A 24,756-nucleotide genomic window follows, 5' to 3' on the forward strand; every position below is an offset into this window, starting at 1 on the left:
TAAAAATGACTCTTCTTTAATTAGGTTGAGCAGTTCAATTGATAGATCTTTAGAAATAGTATTGAAGCTAAATAGTAATAGTAAAAGAGATATTGATAATTTCAAAAGTGCCTCCCTGCATACTAACAATTTTGTCTACGACATTTGTCGTTTTATAAACCGACAAATGTCCATATATTACAGTGCATTTATCTTAACCATCAAATAAACACCTGTAAACAATTAGTTAACTGGAAATTATTTTTAATCAATGCACAAATACACCGAAATGGTGGAGATCAGTAATATTGGACAAAACAACAAGCACTGTCTATATATACAGTTAACTTTTACTAGAGATTCATATCATGAAATCACCTTTTTAACTATGATAGCCGAACAAATGTATCTAAAGCGTTATGCTAAAAGTACTATTAAAGCGTACTTATACTGGATAGCTTCGTTTATTCGATTTAACTCTATGAGGCACCCAACAACGATGGGAGATAATGAGGTCGAACTTTTTTTAGCTTTTTTAAACTCGTTTATTCAACCAACAAAATGCTGCTCCTAACACTCAAACACAAGCCTTAAATGCGTTGAGCTTTTTATTTAAAGAAGTGATTAATAAGCCACTCTCATTAGGTTTTATTAAAAGCAAACGAGCAACTAATTTCACAACAAAATGCCAACGCCATTGTCAGCCCTTTTTCAAGATTATAAACTCCCCGATTTAAAACAAAAAAGCACAGCCTACAAGCGCCATGCTTTTTAAATCAATCTTAATCCCGCTTGTTTTACAAACGAATACCGCCGTCTATTTCTACCACACGGCCGGTAAAAAAGTCGTTTTCGATAATGTATTGTGCAGTATGGGCAATTTCGTCGCTTTCACCTAAACGCCCTACCGGTGTTACTGCTAGCATACGCTGTTTGGCTTCGGGCTTCATGGCGTCGGTCATGGCGGTGCTTATTACACCTGGTGCAATAGCGCCTACACGTATACCAAAACGACCTAGTTCTTTAGCCCATGTAGTGGTAAGTGCCACTACGCCTGCTTTTGATGCTGCGTAGTTTGTTTGGCCTATGTTACCTGCGCGCGCTACGCTCGACATATTAACTATAACGCCGCCTTTGCCTGATTCAATCATGTGGCTTGCAGCTTCCCGCCCTGCTAAAAACACACCGGTCAGGTTTACATCAATCACTGATTGAAATTGCTCAAGAGACATTTTTTTTACCACCTTGCCGTCTTTAGCCTTTATAAACATGCCGTCGCGTAAAATACCGGCGTTATTTATAAGCACACCAATGTGGCCAAAATCGCTGTTAATGGTATTAAATACGTTTTCTACTTCGCTCTCATTTGTTACGTTTGCTGCATAACCTTTAATATTGCTGGTTACACCTTCAAGCTGTGTCAATTGCTCGCATGCGTTGTTTAATAAGTCTTGTGCCATATCTATTAATGCAATGTTTGCACCCATAAGTGCAAACTTTTGCGCCATTGCAAAGCCTAAACCTTGCGCGCCACCGGTTATCACTACCGTGTTATTTTTAATTTCCACGCGTTGCTCCTACTTAGAAAACAGTTTAAAAATGGCACTAAAGTCATCACTACCCGCACCTTGGTGCTGTAGCATAGTGTATAAATTTTTAGCCATTGAACCCATAGGGGTTGATGAATTACTTTGCTGCGCGGCTTCCATGGCAAGGCCTAAATCTTTAGCCATTAAATCGACCATAAAGCCTGGTTTATAATCGTTACTAGCAGGGGCTGTATCCATTACACCAGGGCAAGGGTTGTAAAGTTCAAGCGTCCAGTTACGGCCCGAACTTGCTGTCATTATGTCGCTAAGTACTTTAGGATCGAGGCCGTTGTTAATACCCATTTGCAGTGCTTCGCTGGTGCCTGCCATTAAAATACTGAGTAACATGTTATTACATATTTTTGCTACTTGCCCTGCACCAATATCGCCTGCATGAAATATGTTTTTACCCATATCACTCAGCACTGTATGTGCTTTATCGAACGCGGTTTTCTCGCCGCCTACAATAAAAGTAAGTGTGCCTGCGGTTGCGCCTGCAACACCGCCCGATACCGGTGCATCTACAAAGCTTATGCCTTGTTTGCCAAGTGCACTGCCTACAGTGCGTGCTGATTCTGCATCTATTGTTGAGCAATCAATTACTAATGTATTTTTGCTCAGCACGTTAATTAAACCGCTGTCGTCGTTATTTCCTAAATACAGCGATTTAACATGCTTGCCTGCAGGTAACATACTAATAAGTACGTCAGCATTGGTTGCGCACTGCTTTGCATCAACTGCGGCTTTTGCGCCTTTGCTTGCAAGTTCATTTACGACCGACTGGTTTAAATCGAACACACTCACAGTATGTCCAGCTTTAATTAAGTTAGCCGCCATTGGGCCGCCCATATTGCCTAAGCCGATAAAACCGATATTGAGTTTAGTCATCGTCTTTCCTTTATTTGTGTATTGGCGTGTCTAAGCCATTGAGTGAGTGGTTTTCGCCAAAGCGGTTAACAAAAAAGCTGTCTATTATTGTTTGTGGTACATCACTAAGTGTTTTGTATTGCCAATTAGGCGCGCCGTCTTTATCTATTAATAGCGCCCTTACACCTTCTTGAAACTCACCTACTTCGCCAGCGCGAACAGACATACCCAGCTCCATTTTAAAACACGCTAATAAGCTTTTGCCTTTGCTTGTTTTTAATTGTTCACTTACAAGTGCGCAACTTAGTGGGCATCCGTGTTTAAGTGATTTTTGAGCTCGTTGTAGCCACTTATCGTCAGTGGTTAGCCCTAAAATATAATCTACCTGCTCCTGCAAAGTTGTAAACTCACCCAGCTTTTGAATCGTTTTGAGATTAGCTTTTACATTGCCTTTTGGCATACGCGCCGACTGGTTGTCTAAACCGGTGAGTAAATCGGTTAAACGCTCATGATTTAAGCTTGCGGTTTTGCCCCATTTAGCTGCTAAAATTTGCGCAAGCATGGCATCATATTTAGTGCTGTCGATAAAGTGATCGGCAAGCGATACAAAACGCGCGTCGTCGCAGTTAATTGATGCCGACGTTAGCCCTAAAAATAGCCCCACACTTTGTGGCATTTTATGTAAAAAGTAACTGCCGCCTACATCAGGGTATAAACCTATGGTTTGCTCTGGCATGGCAATGCGTGATGTTTCAGTTACAACGCGGTGGCTAGCACCGGCCATTAGCCCTAAACCGCCGCCCATTACTATGCCGTTACCCCAAACGAGGATAGGTTTATCAAAGGTATGAATAAGGTAATCAAGCTTGTACTCAAGCGTAAAAAACTCTTCAACTAAGCTTGTTGGTTTACCTTGCGCCATTGCATGATGAAGGCTTACAACATCGCCACCGGCGCAAAATGCTTTATCGCCTGCGCCTTTTAACAAGACCATAGCAATAGCATCATCGTCTTGCCAAGCTCGCAATTGCGGTTCAAGTAACTTGATCATCTCAAAATTAAGTGCATTTAAGGCTTTTGGAGCATTGAGTGTAATAAGCCCAATTAAACTGCCATTTTCTGCGGTTGCGGTTTCAAATACCACGGGCCCATCGGCGCTATTTAATAATGTTAAAGCACTCATTAGCCATTTACCCAGTTAGCGCGGCGTTTTTCTAAAAAGGCATTTACGCCTTCTTGTTGATCTTCGGTATCAAATAAACCAACAAATAACTCGCGCTCAAGAGGCAATACACTTGCCATTGGTTGATGGCGCCCTTTTTGAATCAATGTTTTACATGCTGCAACTGAGGTGGGGCTTTGATCGGCCACTTGGTTGGCCAGTTTTAATGCTGCCGCAAAGCTTTCACCCTGTGGTACTACTTCTTCAACTAAGCCAATTTGCAGGGCTTTATCAGCTTTTAAGCGCTCGCCGCATAAAATAATGCGTTTTGCCCAGCCTTCGCCAACTAGCCATGCTAAATTTTGTGTGCCACCCGCACACGGTAATAAGCCAACTTTAGCTTCAGGGAGCGCCATTTGTGCTTGCTCTTCCGCAATACGTATATCGCACGCAAGGGCGACTTCTAGCCCGCCGCCCATTGCATAGCCGTTTATGGCTGCAACCGACACGCCTCTAAAATTAGTAAGCGCTTCAAATGCTTCACCAAATACACGCGACATATCGGCGGCTACGCCTTTATCGCCACCAGCAAATACGTTTAGGTCGGCACCTGCGCTAAAAAACTTCTCGCCTTCACCAGTCAGTACTAATGCATAAACATTTTTATTATTATTAAGCGCATTAACGGTATTTTTTAAATCAACTAGGGTGTCTTTTGTCCAGGTATTTGCTGGGGGGTTAGACATCGTTAAAATAGCAACATGACCTTCGGTTGTTAGTTCAATACTCGGATTAGATTTAGATTCTGACATACATTGCTCCTTATAAAACGTCGTTTGCTGACTGCGCTAAAATTCGGCGCGCAATAATTACACGCATAATTTCGTTAGTGCCTTCTAAAATTTGATGAACGCGTACGTCACGTACATGGCGCTCAAGCGGGTATTCTTTTATGTAACCGTAACCACCATGAATTTGCAGTGCGTCGTTACACACGGTAAAGCCAACATCAGTAGCAAAGCGTTTAGCCATGGCGCAGTAAGTGGTTTTTTCAACGTCGTTATTATCAAGTTTAAATGCAGCAAGCCTAACCATTTGGCGCGCAGCTACAAGCTCGGTGTTCATATCGGCAATTTTAAATTGCAATGCTTGAAACGCAGCCAATGGTTTACCAAATTGTGTACGTTCTTTTAAATATTCACGGGCTGTATTAAGCGCCGCTTGCGCTGTACCAATTGAACATGTGGCAATGTTAATTCGGCCGCCATCAAGGCCTTGCATCGCAAATTTAAAGCCTTCGCCCTCTGCGCCTAATAAGTTATGCGCAGGAATGCGTACATCTTCAAAGCTAATTAGGCGTGTTGGTTGTGCGTTCCAACCCATTTTTTCCTCAGCTTTGCCGTATTCAACGCCTTTTGCGTCGGCAGGCACTACAAATGCCGAAATACCCGCAGCGCCTTCGCCGCCTGTACGTGCCATTACAACTAATACTTCGGTTTCGCCCGCGCCCGATATAAACATTTTTGAGCCGTTAATAACGTACTCATCACCTTCAAGTACGGCTTTTGTTTTAAGTGATGCGGCGTCTGAACCAGAGCCTGGCTCTGTTAAACAGTAAGAGGCAAGTAACTCGCCCATTACTAATTGCTCTACGTATTTGTCTTTAACGGCATCGGTACCAAAACTTGCTACCATCCAGGTAGCCATATTATGAATGGTTAACATGGCCGTTGTTGCGGTACAACCCATAGCAAGTTGTTCAAAAATAATACTCGAATCTAAACGAGATAAACCAAGGCCGCCTGCTTCCTCTGGCGTGTATAAACCACAAAAACCAAGCTCGCCTGCAGCTTTAATCGTGTCTTTAGGAAAAATATGTTCGCGGTCCCATTTTGCTGCATGGGGCGCAAGTTCTGACTCGGCAAATTGACGTGCTGTTTGAGCAAAGGCTTGTTGATCTTCAGATAAGTTAAAGTCCATGTTAGACCTCTTTAATTGTGTAAGTTATGTTAGTTGTGTTGTTAGTGTTTCCCGTCACGGGAGTAGTTCGTGACGAGCGGCGAAGGCTTATGTGTGTTGTGTGTGAAGTAGCCTTCGCGCCCATCTTTATTATTAATTATTCTTTTATTTACTCATTTTTTAATTACGATTATTTTAAGTTAATGCTCATATTTGGACCCGACGCAATGTCGTCTTCAAACCAACGTGAGGTAATCGTTTTAGTTTCTGTGTAAAAACGAATGCCTTGTTTACCGTACGTGTGAGTATCGCCATAAAACGAGCCTTTCCAACCTGTGAACGAAAAGAACGGAAGTGGCACCGGAATTGGCACATTAATACCTACTTGGCCTACTTCAATTTCGTGTTGGAATTTACGAGCCACTGCGCCGCTTGACGTAAATAATGAGGTGCCGTTACCGTAAGGGCTGTCGTTAATAAGTGCGATTGCTTCATCAAGCGTGTCTACAAACATACACGCCAGTACTGGGCCGAATATTTCTTCTTTGTATAAATCCATCTCTTTTGTAACATCGGTAAATAACGTTGGGCCAACCCAGTTACCTTGCTCAAAGCCTTCAACCGTAAAGTCAGAACCATCAATTAAACAAGTAGCGCCTTGCTCTTTACCACCGGCAATGAGTGATAAAATACGTGCTTTTGCTGCTTTTGATGTTTGTGGACCGTATGCTGCATTTGCATCATCCCACACGCCTGGGCGTACATTTTCAAAGCCTGCTTTTATTTCATCTACCCACTGACTTGCTTGGCCTACAAACACAGCAACCGAAATACCCATACAACGCTGGCCAGCAGCACCGACAGATGCGCCTACTAGGTTGTTTACAACGTGCGATTTACTTGCATCAGGCATAATAACCATGTGGTTTTTAGCGCCAACACACGCTTGCACACGTTTAAGATTTTGTGTGCCTTTAGAATAAATATAAGCACCTACACCACACGAGCCAACAAACGAAATAGCGCGCACTGCTTTATCTTCTAATAGGCGGTCTACTTGTGGTTTTGTACCGTGAACAACTTGTAATACGCCTTTTGGTGCGCCGGCTTCAATAAATAGCTCTGCTAAGCGCATTGGTGTAAGTGGATCTTGCTCAGACGGTTTTAAAATGAAGGTGTTACCACACACAATAGCCAGCGGGAACATCCAAAGTGGGATCATTGCAGGGAAGTTAAACGGAGTAACGCCGGCACATACGCCAAGTGGCTGCATGTAAGAATACGTATCGATTTTACGCGCTACGTTTTCCATTGTTTCACCCATCATTAATGATGGTGCGTTAGCGGCTTGTTCTACTACTTCAATACCGCGCCAAACATCGCCTTTTGCATCTTCAAACGTTTTACCCAATTCATGGCAAATAATGGTAGCAAGCTCATCATGGTGTTCTTTTAATAGCGCAGCGTACTTCATCATAATACGAGCACGTTCAGTAATGGGTACGTCTTTCCATGTTTTAAACGTCTCAGAGGCTGAGGCAATTGCCGCGTCCATTTCTGGTTCTGTGGTACATGGCACTTGTGCAAGTACTTCTTGAGTTGCTGGGTTTATAACATCGATAAGCTCTTTTGATGCTGATTGAATAAATTCGCCATTAATAAGTAGTGGTACTTGGTGCATGATTAAATCCTAGTGTGTGAGTTGTGTGTTCTCTTTTAAAATTGGTAGCGCCGCTTTGTTAGTATTATTAGTGCAGCGCTTTTATAGTTATTCGTACAGCTTTCTTATAACTATTAAATACCTAGTTAATACGCTTCTACGGCCATAGCAACCGCTTCACCGCCACCAATACATAAAGACGCAATGCCTTTTTTAAGGCCTCGGTTTTTAAGGGCATGAATAAGCGTTACTAAAATACGCGCGCCGCTTGCACCAATTGGGTGACCCAATGCACATGCACCGCCGTTAACGTTTACTTTGCTTTCATCAAGTTTTAACTCGTTAATAGCAAGCATGGTTACCATGGCAAATGCTTCGTTAATTTCCCAAAGGTCAACATCGTTTACAGCCCAACCCGCTTTTTCAAGCACGCTGCTTATTGCACCTACTGGTGCTACTGTAAATTCACTTGGTTTTTGAGAATGCGTGCTGTGCGCCACAATTTTACAAAGCGGTGTTAAGCCTTGCTCTTTTGCTTTTGATTCGCTCATTAATATAAGCGCCGCGCCACCGTCTGAAATTGACGATGAATTAGCGGCTGTAATAGTGCCGTCTTTTTTAAAGGCTGCACGCAGACTTGGAATTTTTTCTGGGCGGGCGTTACCTGGTTGCTCGTCAATCGAAACTGTTACATCGCCTTTGCGTGTTTGCATCGTATGCGGGGCAACTTCGTTATCAAAACTGCCATTTTGTATTGCTGCTTTTGCTTTACTTAATGAGCCTAATGCAAATGCATCCATTTGCTCGCGACCAATGCCGTATTCGTCGGCGGTGTCTTGTGCAAAACAACCCATTGCTTTGTTATCGTAAGCATCTTCAAGGCCATCGCTCATCATGTGATCTTTTATTTCGCCGTGACCCATGCGCATACCGCCACGTGCTTTTGGAATAAAGTACGGTGCGTTTGTCATGCTTTCCATGCCACCGGCAATGGCAGATTGGATAGAGCCTGCTTTAATTAAATCGTTTGCAAGCATGGCGGCTTTTAAACCAGAGCCACATACTTTGTTAATTGTTGTAGCGCCAGTGCTAAGTGCAAGGCCTGCTTTTAACATTGCTTGGCGTGCGGGCGCTTGCCCAAGCCCTGCTGGTAATACACAGCCCATAATTACTTCGTCTATTGCATCATTAGCTAAACCAGTTTGTGCAAGTGCACTGGCAATGGCGGTAGCGCCAAGCTCAGTAGACTGCGCATCACTTAACGCTCCCATAAAACCACCCATTGGGGTGCGTTTTGCTGCTACAATTACCACTGATTCTAAAGTCATAACTAACTCCGTTGTAATTTAATGCAAATAATTGTTAGTATATTTGCTCTATTAATTTAGTATTTATTTATTATTTAATACCTACACACAATACTAACGTTTACGCCAACGTCAACTAAAAACAGCTTAATTTTTAGTTTTATAAGTGTAAGCATTATTTTCCAGCTGTTAGGGCACACTGAGGAAATAAAATTAACCTACTGAAAATTAATAAAATAAGTCAACTCTTCGCGCCAACACTCCTTTATAAATAGTTTCAAAACACACCAAGCTTTACCTTTACGTAAACTTCACTTATATTGGGGTTATTCGAATGAGGTAAATACAATTATGAAACCAGATAATCAAACAAACTTTGCAAGCTCAGCCAAAATGCCGGCTAGTAATGAACAAACATTTAGCATTAGCGAACTCGCTAAAGAATTTGACATTACTACCCGCTCTATTCGCTTTTACGAAGATCAAGGGTTAATAACCCCAGAGCGTAATGGTCAAACACGTATTTATTCAAAACGCGACAAAGTGCGTTTAAAACTAATATTACGTGGTAAACGATTGGGCTTTACGCTTGCTGAAACAGGCCGTTTGTTTGAACTGTACGACGCTGATAAGTCGAGTGCTAAGCAGCTGGTTACCATGCTTGATTTAATAGCCGATAAAAAGTCTGACCTATCTCAACAAATGGACGACATTAAAGTTGTTCTTATGGAGTTGGTGACGGCCGAGCGCCGCTGCAGAGACACGCTTAATAAAATAGACGAGTAAGTTTATTTTAAAATAACAACACACTGACAACACACACGTCACACAGGAATGAATCATGAGCACTATTTCACTATATAAAGAAATGAACTTTGGCCTTGGCGAAACCGCCGATATGATCCGCGACCACGTAAACAGTTTTGCGAGTCAGGAGATTGCCCCGCTTGCTGAAAAAACGGACTTAGATAACGCTTTTCCAAATCAACTTTGGACTCAAATGGGCGAAATGGGCGTACTGGGTATGACCGTATCTGAAGAACTTGGCGGCGCCGGTTTAGGTTACTTAGAACATGTTATTGCTATGGAAGAAATTAGCCGTGCCAGTGCCTCTATAGGTTTAAGCTATGGAGCACATTCTAACCTGTGTGTTAATCAAATTAACCGTAACGGCACACAAGCTCAAAAAGAAAAATACTTATCAAAGCTTATTAGTGGCGAGCATATTGGTGCCCTTGCAATGAGCGAGCCTAATGCGGGCTCTGACGTTGTATCGATGAAACTTAAAGCCGAGAAAAAAGGCGATAAGTACATTTTAAACGGCAACAAAATGTGGATCACCAATGGCCCCGACGCACACACACTCGTTATTTACGCTAAAACAGATTTAAACGCCGGCGCTAAAGGTATTACCGCGTTTATTGTTGAGAGCAACTTTCCTGGTTTTTCTACGGCGCAAAAGCTAGACAAACTGGGTATGCGTGGCTCAAACACCTGTGAGCTGGTATTTGAAAACTGCGAAGTGCCAGAGGAAAACATTTTAGGTAACTTAAACGAAGGCGTTAAAGTACTTATGAGTGGCCTTGATTACGAACGCGTAGTACTTGCAGCAGGCCCGCTTGGCATAATGCAAGCGTGTATGGACATAGTGGTACCGTATATTCACGAGCGTAAACAGTTTGACACCCCTATTGGTCAATTTCAGTTAATTCAGGGCAAAGTAGCCGACATGTATACACAAATGAATGCTGCGCGCTCATATGTATATACGGTAGCTCGCTCTTGTGACCGTGGTGAAACAACCCGTAAAGATGCAGCAGGTGCCATTTTATATGCAGCAGAGCTTGCGACTAAAATGGCGCTTGATGCGATTCAAATTTTAGGTGGCAATGGCTACATAAACGAATACGCAACGGGTCGCCTGCTTCGTGATGCTAAATTATACGAAATTGGTGCAGGTACATCAGAAATACGCCGTATGCTTATTGGTCGCGAACTTTTCACTGAAAGCCGTTAAGGATTAAACCATGACGATTTTAAAATCGAGCGTTAACCCTCACGATCCAACGTTTGTTCAAAACCATAAAAACATGTCGGCGCTGGTGGATGATTTACGCAGTAAAGTAGCAACAATTAGCCAAGGCGGAGGCGCTGCATTAAAGGAGCGCCACGAAGGCCGTGGTAAATTATTTGTACGCGACCGTATAAGTACGTTAATTGACGAAGGCTCACCGTTTTTAGAAATATCGCAATTTGCTGCCTTTGGTGTGTACGAACAAGCAATACCGTGCGCCGGTGTTGTAGCCGGTATAGGCCGTGTTAAAGGCATTGAATGCATGATTATTGCAAACGATGCCACGGTTAAAGGCGGTACGTATTTTCCGCTTACCGTTAAAAAGCATTTACGCGCACAAGACATCGCAGAGCGCTGCCACTTACCGTGTATTTATCTTGTTGATTCGGGCGGTGCTAACTTGCCTGAGCAAGACGATGTATTTCCGGACAAGTTGCATTTTGGTCGTATTTTTTACAATCAAGCCCGTATGTCGGGTAAAGGTATTCCACAAATTGCCGTGGTAATGGGGTTATGTACCGCAGGTGGTGCGTACGTACCTGCTATGGCCGATGAAAGCATTATTGTAAAAGATCAAGGCACTATATTTTTAGCAGGTCCGCCGCTTGTAAAAGCAGCAACAGGCGAAGAAGTAACAGCCGAAGAACTAGGCGGCGCCGATGTGCACTGTAAAGTGTCGGGTGTTGCCGATCACTACGCTGAAAACGATGCTCATGCGCTTTCTATTGCGCGCCAATGTATAGAACGTATTAACTTCACACGTCCGACCGCCCCTCTTCTAGAGGATGTAAAACCACCGCGTTACGATATTAACGAGCTTTACGGCATTGTAGGCACCGACCTTAAAAAGCCGTTTGATGTACGCGAAGTAATAGCCCGCACTGTAGATGACTCATCATTTGATGAATTTAAACGCTATTTTGGTGAAACGTTAGTCACCGGTTTTGCCAGCATTTATGGCAACCCCGTTGGCATAGTGGCTAATAACGGTATTTTATTTAGTGAGTCGGCGCAAAAAGGCGCACACTTTATTCAGCTGTGTGCTCAGCGCAATATTCCTTTAGTGTTTTTACAAAATATTACCGGCTTTATGGTGGGTAAAAAATACGAAGCCGAAGGCATTGCAAAGCACGGCGCTAAAATGGTGATGGCGGTTTCGTGTGCTGATGTGCCTAAATTTACAGTACTTATTGGCGGCTCTTACGGCGCAGGTAACTACGGAATGTGTGGCCGTGCATTTGAACCAACCATGATGTGGATGTGGCCTAATGCCCGTATTTCGGTCATGGGCGGCGAGCAAGCAGCGGGTGTAATGGCCCAAGTTAAACAAGATGGTTTAGCACGCAAAGGTCAAAGCATGAGCGAGCAAGAAATCAGCGACTTTAAAAAGCCAATTATTGACCAGTACGAAGAGCAAGGTCATCCGTATTACGCCAGCGCACGCTTGTGGGATGACGGTATTATAGACCCTGCTGACACGCGTAATGTATTAGGGCTTGCGTTAACAGCTGCGAATAACGCACCAAAACGTGATTCGAAATTTGGCGTATTTAGAATGTAACCGGAGCGCAAAATGTCAGTAACACTACAAATAACAAAATCTAATGTGGCTGTACTTGTGTTAAGCCGCCCAGAAAAAAGAAACGCATTTAACAGTGAAGTAATACACGAGCTGATTCAGTGTATTGAACATGCAAATACGCTTGATATTCGTGCCCTGGTTTTAAAAACAGAGGGTAAACACTTTTCAGCCGGTGCCGATTTAGCCTGGATGAAATCGATGGCGGATAACAACTACGCAGATAATCTAGCCGATTCAATGCAATTAGCTAAATTAATGCAGGTATTGGCAAGCTCGCCCCATCCTACAATTTGCGCTGTGCAAGGTGCTGCTTTTGGTGGTGCTCTGGGCTTAATAGCTTGTTGCGACATAGCCCTTAGTAAAGACGATGCGCAATTTTGTTTAAGCGAAGTAAAGCTGGGTCTTATTCCGGCTGTTATTAGCCCATACGTCATTAAAGCCATTGGTGAGCGCGCTGCTCGCAGATACTTTTTAACGGCTGAAGTGTTTGATGCACATACTGCTAAGCAACTTGGTTTAATTCATCAAGTAACCGGTAATTTAGACTGTGCGCTCGATAATATGCTGCAAACACTGATTGATAACGGACCTGTTGCAGTAAAAGCAGCAAAAGCATTAATTAACGATGTAGCAAATAAACCAATAACCGATGAACTCATTGAGCTTACCGCAGAGCGTATTGCAAAAATTCGCGTATCTGAGGAAGGCCAAGAAGGGCTAACTGCTTTTTTTGATAAACGCCCACCCGCTTGGCAACTGTAGGATTGATTATGAACACACAACGATTACAAAAAATACTGATTGCCAATCGTGGAGAAATTGCGTGCCGAGTAATGCGTAGCGCAAAACAAATGGGCTTAACCACGGTCGCGGTTTATTCTGATGCAGACAAACATGCCGGGCACGTAAAAATGGCTGATGAGGCTTACCATATTGGTGCTGCGCCAAGTAAAGATTCGTATTTAGTAGCAGACAAAATTTTACAAGTTGCCAAAGACTGCGGCGCTGATTGTATTCACCCAGGCTATGGTTTTTTATCTGAGAACAGCGAATTTGCTAAAGCCTGCGAAGCTAATAACATTGCTTTTATAGGGCCACCAGCAAGTAGCATTGAAGCAATGGGGTCTAAAATCCGCGCTAAAGAAATAATGGCAGCTGCTAATGTGCCATTAGTACCTGGTTATTACGGCGATAAACAAGACCCTGTTTTTTTACAAAGTGAAGCTGAAAAAATTGGCTACCCTGTACTAATTAAAGCTGCCTTTGGCGGCGGTGGTAAAGGCATGCGCGTTGTACAAAAAGCAAAAGACTTTATGAGCGCACTACAAGGTGCGCAACGTGAAGCGATTGCCGGTTTTGGTAACGACTTAGTGTTATTAGAGCGCTATGTAAACCAACCTCGCCATGTAGAAGTGCAAGTATTTGCAGATAACTACGGTAACTGTGTTTATTTAGGCGATCGTGATTGTTCTTTACAACGTCGTCATCAAAAAGTAATTGAAGAAGCCCCTGCTCCGGGTTTATCTGACGCACTACGCAAAGAAATGGGCGAAGCAGCTGTGCGTTGTGCACTGGCTATAAATTATAGAGGCGCAGGTACGGTTGAGTTTTTACTGTGTGGCGATGAATTTTTCTTTATGGAAATGAATACGCGCCTTCAAGTAGAACACCCAGTGACCGAAATGGTAACCGGTGTAGATTTAGTCAATTGGCAAATTAATATTGCGGGTGGGCAAACACTGCCACTGACACAAAGTGATATTCAATTGCAGGGTCATAGCTTTGAAGCGCGTATATACGCAGAAGATCCAGCTAACGACTTCATCCCGTGCTCGGGCACTATTGAAGCGCTACATACACCACTTAACAGCGAATTTGTACGCATTGATACAGGCATTGCACAAGGCGACGAAATCAGCCCGTTTTACGATCCGATGATTGCAAAACTTATTGTGCACGACGACAATCGCGAACAAGCCTTGAGCCGTTTACAACATGCCCTTGAGCAATTTCATTTAGCGGGTTTTAGCACTAACATTGGCTTTTTACATAACTTAGCAAGCCACCCTACCTTTGAACAAGGTGCGCCAAGTACGCACTTTATTGCAGAGCAAGGTGACTCGTTAGTTGCGGTTAATAAACCGTTATTGCAAGCAAGCCAACTTATTGGTGCTTTTGCATATTTAGAATCGTTAACTAACACCCAAAATGCGCCAAACAGCGCAAGTCCGTGGCAACAGCTCAGCGGTTTTACACTCAATGCTCCGCAAGCAATTAAAATCCCTTTTGCCGATTTACAGCTAAGCGCTATAAAAACGTCAGCGGGCTATAGTATTACGCATAACGAGCACGTATTTAACCTACAAGGCACATTAAATAATGGTCTTTGCAGTGTATTTATTAATGGCGAAAAACATAGCGCGCACGTAACTACGGTAGGTAATAATACTGTTGGCAATAGTGTGACGGTGATGAATAAAGCACTGCAAACTAGGCTTGAACTAGTTGATAAACATTATATTAGTTCGCACGAAAGTGAAGCACTGCCACTTGCCGCCCCGCTCAATGGCACGGTAGTTAAGCACTTAATCGACATTGGTAGCACAATTACCAAAGGTGATGCGGTTGTTATTATTGAAGCCATGAAAATGGAATACACGCTTAACGCACCGCATGACGGCATTTTAAAAAGCTATTGTTTTGGTGAAGGTGAATTGGTAACGCATGGTGCTCTGCTTGCTATAGTAGAAGATACAACAGAGGAAGGTGCATAATGAGTGCCTTTCCAAGTAAAGTACGTATTGTTGAAGTTGGCGCGCGAGACGGCCTACAAAACGAAAAAACAGTAAGCACAGCCGATAAAGTAGCACTTATTAACGCCCTAAGTGCTGCAGGTTTAAAAGATATTGAAGCAGGCGCGTTTGTCTCCCCTAAATGGGTGCCGCAAATGGCAGACTCAGCGGATGTAATATCAGCCCTTAATTTACCCGATGTAAATTTAAGCGCCCTTACACCTAACTTAAAAGGTGCACATGCAGCGCACGCTGCCGGCATTAAAGAGTTTGCTATATTTACCGCTGCAAGTGAGTCGTTTTGTCAAAAAAACATAAACTGCTCAATAGATGAGAGTATTGAACGCTTTAGCGAAGTAATGGCGTTTGCTAAAGCGAATAATATCCGCGTACGTGGTTATGTAAGCTGTGTGCTAGGTTGCCCTTATGAGGGTGAAATTAACCCGCAAGCAGTACTTAATGTATCGCAAAAGCTAATAGATTTAGGATGTTACGAAGTAAGCCTTGGCGATACCATTGGTGTTGGCACCGCTAAAAAAGTAACGCAATTAATCGAGTTACTTTTAACGCACATTGATAAAGCCAAGTTGGCCGTGCATTTTCATGATACTTACGGTCAAGCGCTTACAAATATTTACGCAGCCTTAAGCCTAGGTATAGCAACGGTTGACGCGGCAGTTGCAGGCCTTGGTGGCTGTCCTTATGCTAAGGGTGCGTCAGGAAATGTTGCCACCGAAGATGTAGTTTACTTGCTGCAAGGGCTTGGCATTGAACACGGAATTGATTTACAAAGGTTAAGTGACGCTGGCTGGGAGATAACCAAAGCACTTGGTAAGCAACCTGTGAGCAAAGTATCTGTGGCACTACACACAAAATAACCTGAGCTCTGGATAATAAATCTATCTCGAGCAGCTATTTTCAGCACTAACTGCGTTGAATTTACTTGCAATAGGCCAGCTATTGACGCGTAAATTCGCCTTGTTTTCACTGAAAATCTCTGGCTAGAGAAAATAAATTTAAATATCACCCTGATTCATATGTTAGTAAATCTATTAACCAGAGTTCAGGTTAAATAGCTATCTTATGAAATGATGATTCAAGATAGTTAACAACAAATAGCACACAATGAGGAGAGACTCATGGCCGGTTTTGATAAGGTAGTTTATAGCTACGAAGCTGCAATGGAAGGATTAAAAGACGGCGATACCATTATTGCCGGTGGTTTTGGTTTATGTGGTATTCCTGAGGGCTTAATTAAACAAATTAAGCACATGCAAACAAAAAACTTAACTGTAGTATCTAATAACTGTGGTGTTGATGACTTTGGTTTAGGTATTTTATTACAAGACAAACAAATTAAAAAAGTAATTGCCTCATACGTTGGCGAAAACGCCCTATTCGAGCAGCAGTTATTGAGTGGCGAAATTGATGTAGAGCTTACACCTCAAGGTACACTTGCTGAAAAAATGCGTGCTGGTGGCGCGGGTATACCTGCATTTTACACGGCAACCGGTTACGGTACTCCTGTGGCTGAAGGCAAAGACGTAAAAGAATTTAATGGTCGCCCATATATTTTAGAAGAGTCTATAACGGGTGAATTTGCTATTGTTAAAGCGTGGAAAGCCGATCGTTACGGTAATTTAGTGTTTAGACACACCGCCATGAACTTTAATCCAATGGCAGCAACGGCTGGTAAAATTACCGTTGCCGAAGTAGAAGAAATTGTAGAGCCGGGCGAGCTTGAACCAAGCCAAATTCATACCCCGGGTATTTTTGTAAATCGCGTTATTAAAGGCAACTTTGAAAAACGCATTGAACGTGTAACAACACGAGATTAAGCAGGAGCATAATTATGGCATTATCACGTGAACAAGTTGCAATGCGCGTTGCACAAGAACTTCAAGACGGTTACTACGTAAATTTGGGCATAGGAATTCCGACACTCGTCGCAAACTATGTACCGGATGATATTGAAGTTATGTTACAGTCCGAAAATGGCCTTTTAGGCATGGGCCCGTACCCTACTAAAGCAGAGCTAGATGCCGATATGATTAACGCGGGTAAAGAAACCGTGACAGCAGCTAAAGGTGCAGCCATATTTAATAGTGCAGATAGTTTTGCCATGATACGGGGTGGTCATGTAGACTTAACTGTTCTGGGTGCATTTGAAGTTGACCAGAACGGCAACATCGCATCGTGGATGATCCCTAAAAAGCTGATTAAAGGCATGGGTGGCGCGATGGATTTAGTCGCTGGCGCGAAAAATATTATTGTTACTATGACCCATGCAAGTAAGCATGGTGACTCTAAACTATTAGAGTCCTGCTCTTTACCGCTTACTGGCGTTAATTGCGTAAAAAAAATAGTAACAGATTTAGCCGTATTAGAAGTTAAAGACGGCGCATTTCATTTATTAGAACGCGCTCCGGGCGTAACTGTTGATGAAATCATTAGTAAAACAGCAGGTAAATTACTTGTTGACGGTGAAGTACCAGAAATGGTTTTTTAGGCTTTAGCTTAAAAATAACGCTTTCCCCTGTACCGACCTCATTCCCAGTGCCAATGGCGCTGAGTTACCCAAAATCCCTCTCACGAGGGATTTTTTTTATCTTTTGCCATTATTTTTACCGTCATTCATACATCTGTAGTAAATTTTATCTATAATACAAATATAAATTAAATGTAAGCGCTTAGATTCTTTGCACTATTTTGTGGATAGTCTGCACCCTTTTTGTGAACTAGCGTTAAATTTATTTTTAACCTACTGATATTTATATATTAAATAGTTGGTTCAAATTTTGCCTAAGTAAGGCGTCTCAATAAATTAAATAATTCTGGAAAACATGCAAACTCCTATTCGTGGCCTTCGCTCTTTTTGCTTTGCCGCAAGAAGCCTAAGTTTTAAGCATGCAGCTAATGAGCTGTACTTAACGCCGTCTGCGGTAAGCCATCAAATAAAACAACTTGAAGAACAACTTGGTATTGAACTTTTTCAACGTAAAACGCGTTCAATTAGCTTAACCACAGCGGGTAAAAACTTTTTTGATGCAGTGTCTCCTATCATCACAATGTTAGAGGGCACCATTAACGAGTTTAGTCAGATGCAGCAAAATACAAATTTGACAATTACGTTGCCTGAGTTTTTTGCCAGCGAGCTACTCATGCCTAAATTAAGTGAGTGGACGTCAGAGCATCCTAATATAAACCTGCAAATGGACACGCTCAAGACGCGCAAAGAGTTAACGCGTCATAGCGATTTATCTATTGTATTGTCCTCTGGTAAACCTACGGAAGGATTAGCAACAGAGTTGTTTAACCTTGAATATATTCCTGCATGTAATAAAAAATTGCTCGATCAATGGAAAGACGATCATCGTCAAGCGCTTAACCAAGTTCCGCTGATCCTCCACAAAGCTCGCCCTTGGGCATGGCACCAGTGGGCCGAAAAAGCGGGTATTGATGACTTTTCTCCTTCGCAGATTATTCAAATAGATAGCATGTTTGGTGTAGCGCGTGCAGCGCAGCAAGGCATGGGCATTGCGCTTATTCCACTGCCTATTAGTCAAAGCTGGTTAGATGAGCAATGGCTTTATAAATTATTCGAGCAGCCTTTAACAACTAAAGATAAATACTATTTAGTACAGCACGAATCAAGCACGCCTAATCACCCGCTTGATTTATTTGCGAAGTGGGTTGTAAATACGTTTAGAAAAATCCAAGAATAATCCTCTATTAGACGAGTTCAGTAATACAACCCACTCTGTGTTTTATTACTGAACTCGTCTAATACCAACCTGCATAAATCTTTGATCAATTTAACGAATTAAATTGCACTATTACGTCGTTAAAAATTTTTTATTTACGACTGCATGGATGCAGGAGGTAGAGCAATGCAGGGAGCAATTGCCGAGAACAACTAGATACAAAAATTTTTGCCTAGTTCTAGCGTAATTTTCTTAACGTTAAATAGACCCCATATATAAGAAGATTGGTATAACCCCCTGCAAATTTGAATAATATTTTTTATTTAAATACATAAACTTAACGCCGAGCATTAGACTAAAGTCTATAGTTTAATTTTTTTCACTCATTGGTTTCATTTTTATCGTTTGTCGAAAATAAAGTTAAATATTAAAGTTACTTCATCAGCTCAAAACAACTTAGTTAATTTGTTTTTTAAGAGCAATAAATGCAACCTTTTGAGTTTTAGTAACTCAAATTTAGCAGTGAAAAGAATCTTATATTGTGTGTGTAAGATGTTGTCAGTGTGAAAAAGCGGTTCAAGTTAGGTGGTGACTTGGCTTGAACTGTTTTTATTCTTGGCTCAACCACATGATATGCATTACAAAGCTACTAAAGCGTAGCAAACCGAATCTTTATATTGTGTGTGAAGATGTTGTCAGTGTGAAAAGCGGTTCAAGTTAGGTGGTGACTTGGCTTGAACTGTTTTTATTATTGGCTCAATCACATGATATGCATTACCAGGCTACTAAAGCGTAGCAAACAGAATCTTTATATTGTGTGTGAAGATGTTGTCAGTGTGAAAAGCGGTTCAAGTTAGGTGGTGACTTGGCTTGAACTGTTTTTATTCTTGGCTCAACCACATGATATGCATTACAAGGCTACGTAAGAGTCGTAAACAGAATCTTTATATTGTGTGTGAAGATGTTGTCAGTGTGAAAAGCGGTTCAAGTTAGGTGGTGACTTGGCTTGAACTGTTTTTATTATTAAGCACATACATAATATAGTTATATACAGGTTAATACCTTTTAAAAAGCCCCGTAAGTTATAACTTACGGGGCTTTTTTAGTTAATTTTTTATTTGATACTCTCTTTTTAATTTACTTATTTGCACTTTATGTGAAAGCAAAAATGTATCAAATTGCTTAACTACCTCAGGATAGTCAATCGACGATAATAAAAAGGCTTGTAAATCTGTCGGCAATTCGTTTTGAAAATAAACGGGTCGGGTTAATTTGAAATATTTAACGATATTATAGTTTAATACATCGTTAGATATGTAAATACACTCCACTCGCTCTTTTAAAAGCATCTCTATTAATTCCATTACGTTAGCTGTTTCAATTAGCTCAACGTTTTCGTTATTCATTAAAGGTTTAAAGCTTTGAGACGTAAACCCTCTCACCGTTGCAAAACTAACGCATTCATCAATAGTGATATTTTTATTTAAACTCGCAATACCCGTTTTAGTCACAACGGTTGGCTGCGAATAAATAATTTCATTTAAATCACCAAAGGAAGCTTTATAACTTGGTTTCCATTGTGGATTATCTGGATATTTAAAATCAACATGATGGTGATCAATGAATTCTTTATAAAGACGATTAATTGGCAGCGTGTAAAACTCAAATTCAAAATCGTGCTGCTGTGCAAATAAATTGAGCAACTCTTCACTGAAGCCATAATAGTCAGCACCATTTGTTCCACTACCATCAAAGTAAGGTAGATACTCTATATTCTCTACACCGACGACATAGTGCGTTGCCGACTTAGCATCGGTTATAAAAATTAAGAAAGCTAAAGGCAAATACATTAACTGCGTTGTTATTTTTATAAATTGATTCATTTACAGCCTAAGTTATATTATTGATGTGTAGCTCAACGCTTTAATTTTAACAAATTTGCAAAGAATATGATAAATCTATTTTATTTTATTCAAAAAAAAGCCTGATTAAAATCAGGCTTTACAAAGTAAAAGGTTTAGCTTTTATCTCTTGGTACAAAATCGAGTACTGTTGCGTTTATACAGTAGCGGTCTGTGCCTCTAGGGCCTTCTCCTGGGAATAAATGACCAAGATGAATACCTGTACTTTTAGAACGTAGCTCAATACGTGTTATTCCCCAGCTGCTATCGTCATGCTGCGTTACACTACTTTTTACTGGGTGCTTAAACGACAACCAACCAGTACCGGAGTTAAACCTATCGCTTGTATCAAATAGCGGCTCTCCACTTAATTTATCAACAAAAGTACCATCAGGTGTATTTTTAAACTCTTTGTACTCTTTACAATAAGGTCTATCTGTTCGTGCATCGAATGCAACTTTATAAGCATCACTGTTACCTAATTTAAAAGCGCCTAATGCTTTATAAAACTCTTCAGGTGTTGCATAGCCTTGACGGCCATATACCTCAACGCCATTTTCTAGAAACAAAATAGTCGGCGTTGCCCACGTGGCTGACTTAATAGTTAAATCATTAAGTTGGTCAGCATGACGAAATGTCATAGGTATTGTGCCTTTGTAATCATTTGCGACTGCTTTTTTAAATTTTTCACAGTACGGGCAGTAATCACGAGAATCAAGTACCACTATTTGCTTACCTGCGAGTAGAGCACTGTTGTCTGCTTTTTCTACGGGTGTTTTATTAAAAACTACGCCTGTAGAATGATCGGGGCAATAGCCATTAGGGTTCTTTTCTAGATAATTTTGGTGATATTCTTCTGCCGATACAAAACCTGTAAGCGGTTTAATAACCGTTTCGATTTTGCCGTAGCTCGCATCAGTTAAAAGCTGCTGATATTGCGATTTAACTTGCTCAGCTACTTTAGCTTGTGCATCAGTGGTCGTTAATACAATTGAACGATATTGCGTACCGATGTCGTTACCTTGGCGATTTTTTTGCGTAGGATCGTGACTTTCAAAATAGTTTTTTAAGAGGTCTTCTGCTGAAATTATATTGCTGTTATACATAACTTGCACAACTTCAGCATAATTGTCCTCGTCAAAACGACGAGACTGATCAGTAATATTTCTGTACGTTGCTTTAAACCCATTACCGTCAGCATAACCCGACTCAGCATCAATAACGCCATTAAGCGCTTCGTAGCGTTTTTCTGCTCCCCAAAAACAACCAGACCCCAGTACAATGGTTTCTACATGCATGGTGGCTTCTACATTACTGTGTTCTACCTTTTCCATAGATAAAGCAAAGCTGCCTGCGCTAAATATAATAGCAGCGCCTGATAAATATAATAAATGCTGGTGTTTCATAAAGTACCTCATAAACAAGTGCGTGCTAATTAAGACCTCCTTATCTTAATTTTCATTTCAACCTAATTACTTATTTAGTACGAAATGTATTAAGTTTTAGTCCTCAATAAGTTAAATACGATTAATTGAATATAAAAACACTCTTAAAGTAAGCTGGGTAAATAAACACTAAACATAACCACTTAGTCGCAATGGTGTAAATAAATTAATAAAACTGTGTTAGGTTTAAATTATGTTGTACAAATAGGTTTATTTAATGAAGCCAGCTCCCCATATTTATGCATTAACAAACAGTAGTTTACTACTTGATGCATCGCATTTAGACGCTACAGATAGACTCTCTATTCAAAAGAAAATTTGGGCTTTAGCTAGCCACTGTAAAAGCACTGATGAATTTACCGATTTGGTGCCGGCCATGAACTCGCTCACTCTCTATTTAAAATCAGGTAAACACTTAAATAAGTGGTTACAAGTGCTATCTTCGCTGTGGAATGATATTAAAACGAGTACTTTTAAGGGGCAGCATCACTTAATCGAAACCATATACAAGGGTGAGGATATTAATTACGTGGCTCGTTATCATAATTTAAGCGCTGATGAGGTTATTAATATTCATAGTAAAACCAAGTACCACGTTTTATTTTTAGGCTTTCAGCCCGGTTTTGCTTACCTACATGGCTTAGATGAGCAATTACATACGCCAAGGCGTGATGAGCCACGCATTAAAGTTCCTAAAGGCTCTGTTGCGATAGGTGCTGAACAAACCGGAATTTACCCCGCAGATACCCCTGGTGGTTGGCACATAATAGGCCATACAGATACTGCTTTGTTTGATTCGACCTCTGAGCAACCTTGTTTAATTCAACCAGGCGATACGCTTGAATTTGTTCCGCTAGTTAATAAAGGAGCAACTCATGATTAAAGTACTTAAAAGTGGTGTATTACTTACAATTCAAGATTTTGGCCGTAATGGCTACCGTCATTTAGGTGTAAGCAAAGCGGGTAGCTTAGACCCCTTTGCACAAATAATTGCTAATAGATTACTTAACAATAACGACAATGATGCCGTTTTAGAAATAACCGTTGGTTTGTGCGAGCTGGAATTCACCTGCGACACAGTAATTGCGCTTCATGGTGCAGATTTGCAAGCAACCCTTGATGGACAAGCAATTTACCCTGGTTGGACATACACAGTAAAAAACAAACAATTACTGAGTTTTGCTACTGGTAGAGCCGGCTTAAGAGCTTATTTAGCAGTGAAAGACGGTATACAAAATACTGAAGTTATGGGCTCTAAATCTACAGATTTAAACGCATGTTTTGGTGGTATTGAAGGTAGAGCTCTCGCCACTGGTGATGAAATACCTATTACTCCTTATTATGGAGAGTTTATAAAAGTAGGCGCAATTGCTCCCGCCCAGCGCAAGCTTATACGACTGCACCCAAGCCCTCATGCTAATTTGTTAGGCGAGCCTTTACTTAACAACTTTGTATCTACCCCATTTAAAGTTAGTAGTAACAGCAACCGAATGGGCGTAAGGCTTGAGCATAAAAATAATTTGGCACATTCGCACTCTTTGCCATCACTAGGGGTGAGTCCTGGGAGTATTCAACTGCCACCGAATGGTGAGCCTATTGTGCTACTTAACGATGGTCAAACAACCGGGGGTTACCCTCTTTTAGGGACTGTAATTGAAGCCGACTTACATCAATTTGCACAATTTAGACCTTTAGATACTGTTGAATTTAAATATGTAACGTTTGAAGAAGCAGCAAAGGCGAAGCAGAAACTTAACGGGCACCTACATCAATTGAGCCTTGCACTTAAAAATAACCTATAAAATATTCTAGAATCAACACGCCCTAGATTTTAAAAATAGGTACCATGTAATAAAGGTTCAAATTCCGACGGCCGTTACCTTACTCGCCGTTAATATTATTTTAATGTATAGCTTGGTGTTTAATGACTAAATCAACTTCTACTATGCCGTGTGTATTAATAACTGGCTTTGCTCCTTTTGGTGGCGAAGCTATAAACCCTTCTTGGCAAGCAGTGCAAAAACTTGATGAAACTATCATCATGAAACACAAAATATGCACACTAGAACTTGCCTGTGAATTTAATACGTCTATCAGTCAGCTTATAAACGCCATTGAGTCGCACAATCCGGCGGTTGTTTTATGTATAGGCCAAGCTGGTGGGCGCAGCGAAATATCAATTGAGCGTATTGCAATAAACGTTGACGATGCACGGATTAAAGACAATGCAGGTAAGCAGCCTATCGATACACCAATAGAAAAAAATGGCCCTGATGCCTATTTCACAAACTTACCAATAAAGCGCATGTTACAAGCATTGCACAACAGCAATATACCTGCTGCCATTTCCAATACAGCAGGTACGTATGTGTGTAATCACGTTATGTATGGTCTTATGCATTACATAAATGATCACTGCGCTGTAATGAAAGGTGGCTTTGTGCATATTCCTTATTTACCAAGCCAAGCTGTGCACCACAATGGCGCACCAAGCATGAGCGAAGAAACCGTTATTAATGCCCTGAGAGTTATGATTGCACAAGCTTTGAACAATAATAGCGACGTAAAAATAGCAGCAGGAACCACGCATTAACCACTTTGGTGCAATTACATCTAGCTTGGTGCATAAATTATTCTTAATTAATTGTAAAAGCTATGTGACTTGAGTAATTTTTTCTGATAAAACAAGGTTTCGCAGCACAGCAAATTGGCTCTGCTGCACACATAATAGGAAT

Annotated in this window: 22 protein-coding genes and 1 pseudogene; 14 read left to right on the plus strand and 9 right to left on the minus strand. The window is 41.3% G+C overall.

Annotated elements, in window-relative coordinates:
• Window positions 1–367 precede the first annotated feature (367 nt).
• Window positions 368–650: pseudogene (locus tag QL995_RS21715) on the plus strand (phage integrase N-terminal SAM-like domain-containing protein); the annotation flags it as partial.
• Window positions 651–776: 126 nt separating this feature from the next.
• On the opposite strand, the gene QL995_RS12050 reads toward QL995_RS21715, so the two are convergent.
• The 7 genes from QL995_RS12050 to QL995_RS12080 all read right to left on the minus strand — a co-directional run bounded on the left by QL995_RS12050 (window position 777) and on the right by QL995_RS12080 (window position 8,544).
• On the minus strand, window positions 777–1,547 hold the full coding sequence (locus QL995_RS12050; RefSeq protein ID WP_149592399.1) for an SDR family oxidoreductase: 771 nt from the start codon (window positions 1,545–1,547) through the stop codon (window positions 777–779).
• 9 nt (window positions 1,548–1,556) lie between these two features.
• Complete coding sequence (gene mmsB / locus QL995_RS12055; RefSeq protein WP_290294254.1) at window positions 1,557–2,456, minus strand: 3-hydroxyisobutyrate dehydrogenase; 900 nt, start codon at window positions 2,454–2,456, stop codon at window positions 1,557–1,559.
• Between the two features lie 10 nt (window positions 2,457–2,466).
• Complete coding sequence (locus tag QL995_RS12060) at window positions 2,467–3,618, minus strand: enoyl-CoA hydratase/isomerase family protein (protein ID WP_290294255.1); 1,152 nt, start codon at window positions 3,616–3,618, stop codon at window positions 2,467–2,469.
• Complete coding sequence (locus QL995_RS12065; RefSeq protein ID WP_290294256.1) at window positions 3,618–4,409, minus strand: enoyl-CoA hydratase; 792 nt, start codon at window positions 4,407–4,409, stop codon at window positions 3,618–3,620. Before QL995_RS12065 ends, QL995_RS12060 begins: the two co-directional genes overlap by 1 nt.
• Window positions 4,410–4,419: 10 nt before the next feature.
• Window positions 4,420–5,577, minus strand: coding sequence for an acyl-CoA dehydrogenase family protein (locus QL995_RS12070; protein WP_197236705.1), 1,158 nt, complete (start codon window positions 5,575–5,577; stop codon window positions 4,420–4,422).
• Window positions 5,578–5,746: 169 nt separating this feature from the next.
• Window positions 5,747–7,237, minus strand: a complete 1,491-nt coding sequence (locus tag QL995_RS12075; RefSeq protein WP_290294257.1) for a CoA-acylating methylmalonate-semialdehyde dehydrogenase — start codon at window positions 7,235–7,237, stop codon at window positions 5,747–5,749.
• Between the two features lie 125 nt (window positions 7,238–7,362).
• A complete protein-coding gene (locus QL995_RS12080; protein WP_024590172.1) occupies window positions 7,363–8,544 on the minus strand; it encodes an acetyl-CoA C-acyltransferase in 1,182 nt (393 codons plus the stop codon).
• Between the two features lie 330 nt (window positions 8,545–8,874).
• Here QL995_RS12080 and QL995_RS12085 point away from each other — a divergent pair, with 330 nt between their 5' ends.
• The 9 genes from QL995_RS12085 (at window position 8,875) to QL995_RS12125 (ending at window position 18,696) form a co-directional block, all read left to right on the plus strand.
• The gene (locus tag QL995_RS12085) at window positions 8,875–9,309 is read left to right on the plus strand and encodes a MerR family DNA-binding transcriptional regulator (protein ID WP_007580242.1); all 435 of its coding nucleotides are present in this window, start codon (window positions 8,875–8,877) and stop codon (window positions 9,307–9,309) included.
• 55 nt (window positions 9,310–9,364) lie between these two features.
• Complete coding sequence (locus tag QL995_RS12090; protein WP_290294259.1) at window positions 9,365–10,540, plus strand: isovaleryl-CoA dehydrogenase; 1,176 nt, start codon at window positions 9,365–9,367, stop codon at window positions 10,538–10,540.
• 10 nt (window positions 10,541–10,550) lie between these two features.
• Window positions 10,551–12,158, plus strand: coding sequence for a carboxyl transferase domain-containing protein (locus tag QL995_RS12095; RefSeq protein WP_024590170.1), 1,608 nt, complete (start codon window positions 10,551–10,553; stop codon window positions 12,156–12,158).
• A gap of 12 nt (window positions 12,159–12,170) precedes the next feature.
• A complete protein-coding gene (locus QL995_RS12100; protein ID WP_165721566.1) occupies window positions 12,171–12,941 on the plus strand; it encodes an enoyl-CoA hydratase/isomerase family protein in 771 nt (256 codons plus the stop codon).
• Between the two features lie 8 nt (window positions 12,942–12,949).
• The gene (locus QL995_RS12105; RefSeq protein WP_290294260.1) at window positions 12,950–14,953 is read left to right on the plus strand and encodes an acetyl/propionyl/methylcrotonyl-CoA carboxylase subunit alpha; all 2,004 of its coding nucleotides are present in this window, start codon (window positions 12,950–12,952) and stop codon (window positions 14,951–14,953) included.
• Complete coding sequence (locus QL995_RS12110; RefSeq protein WP_197103346.1) at window positions 14,953–15,849, plus strand: hydroxymethylglutaryl-CoA lyase; 897 nt, start codon at window positions 14,953–14,955, stop codon at window positions 15,847–15,849. The genes QL995_RS12105 and QL995_RS12110 overlap by 1 nt, the downstream gene beginning before the upstream one ends.
• Window positions 15,850–16,110: 261 nt before the next feature.
• Entirely contained in the window at window positions 16,111–16,809 is a 699-nt protein-coding gene (locus QL995_RS12115) for a CoA transferase subunit A (protein WP_007580250.1), read from the plus strand.
• A 14-nt stretch (window positions 16,810–16,823) separates the two neighbouring features.
• Complete coding sequence (locus tag QL995_RS12120) at window positions 16,824–17,480, plus strand: CoA transferase subunit B (RefSeq protein WP_077537942.1); 657 nt, start codon at window positions 16,824–16,826, stop codon at window positions 17,478–17,480.
• A 334-nt stretch (window positions 17,481–17,814) separates the two neighbouring features.
• Window positions 17,815–18,696: a LysR family transcriptional regulator gene (locus QL995_RS12125; protein WP_165727509.1), complete on the plus strand. Its 882-nt coding sequence runs from the start codon at window positions 17,815–17,817 to the stop codon at window positions 18,694–18,696.
• 1,085 nt (window positions 18,697–19,781) lie between these two features.
• On the opposite strand, the gene QL995_RS12130 is transcribed toward QL995_RS12125, so the two are convergent.
• Together QL995_RS12130 and msrA are read right to left on the minus strand one after the other, a co-directional pair.
• The gene (locus tag QL995_RS12130) at window positions 19,782–20,558 is read right to left on the minus strand and encodes an amino acid ABC transporter substrate-binding protein (RefSeq protein ID WP_121954421.1); all 777 of its coding nucleotides are present in this window, start codon (window positions 20,556–20,558) and stop codon (window positions 19,782–19,784) included.
• 134 nt (window positions 20,559–20,692) lie between these two features.
• Complete coding sequence (gene msrA / locus QL995_RS12135; protein WP_166376329.1) at window positions 20,693–21,982, minus strand: peptide-methionine (S)-S-oxide reductase MsrA; 1,290 nt, start codon at window positions 21,980–21,982, stop codon at window positions 20,693–20,695.
• A gap of 256 nt (window positions 21,983–22,238) precedes the next feature.
• On the opposite strand from msrA, the gene pxpB reads away from it, so the two are divergent.
• From pxpB to pcp, 4 genes are all read left to right on the plus strand, one after another.
• Complete coding sequence (gene pxpB / locus QL995_RS12140; RefSeq protein ID WP_290294261.1) at window positions 22,239–22,904, plus strand: 5-oxoprolinase subunit PxpB; 666 nt, start codon at window positions 22,239–22,241, stop codon at window positions 22,902–22,904.
• Window positions 22,897–23,823: a biotin-dependent carboxyltransferase family protein gene (locus QL995_RS12145; protein ID WP_290294262.1), complete on the plus strand. Its 927-nt coding sequence runs from the start codon at window positions 22,897–22,899 to the stop codon at window positions 23,821–23,823. The genes pxpB and QL995_RS12145 overlap by 8 nt, the downstream gene beginning before the upstream one ends.
• A gap of 61 nt (window positions 23,824–23,884) precedes the next feature.
• Complete coding sequence (locus QL995_RS12150; RefSeq protein WP_231389602.1) at window positions 23,885–23,953, plus strand: DUF979 domain-containing protein; 69 nt, start codon at window positions 23,885–23,887, stop codon at window positions 23,951–23,953.
• Complete coding sequence (gene pcp, locus QL995_RS12155) at window positions 23,946–24,614, plus strand: pyroglutamyl-peptidase I (RefSeq protein ID WP_080670012.1); 669 nt, start codon at window positions 23,946–23,948, stop codon at window positions 24,612–24,614. The genes QL995_RS12150 and pcp overlap by 8 nt, the downstream gene beginning before the upstream one ends.
• Window positions 24,615–24,756: the final 142 nt, after the last annotated feature.

This window comes from Pseudoalteromonas sp. APC 3358 (assembly GCF_030408075.1).
In the GTDB taxonomy this organism is placed as follows: Bacteria; Pseudomonadota; Gammaproteobacteria; order Enterobacterales; family Alteromonadaceae; genus Pseudoalteromonas; species Pseudoalteromonas arctica.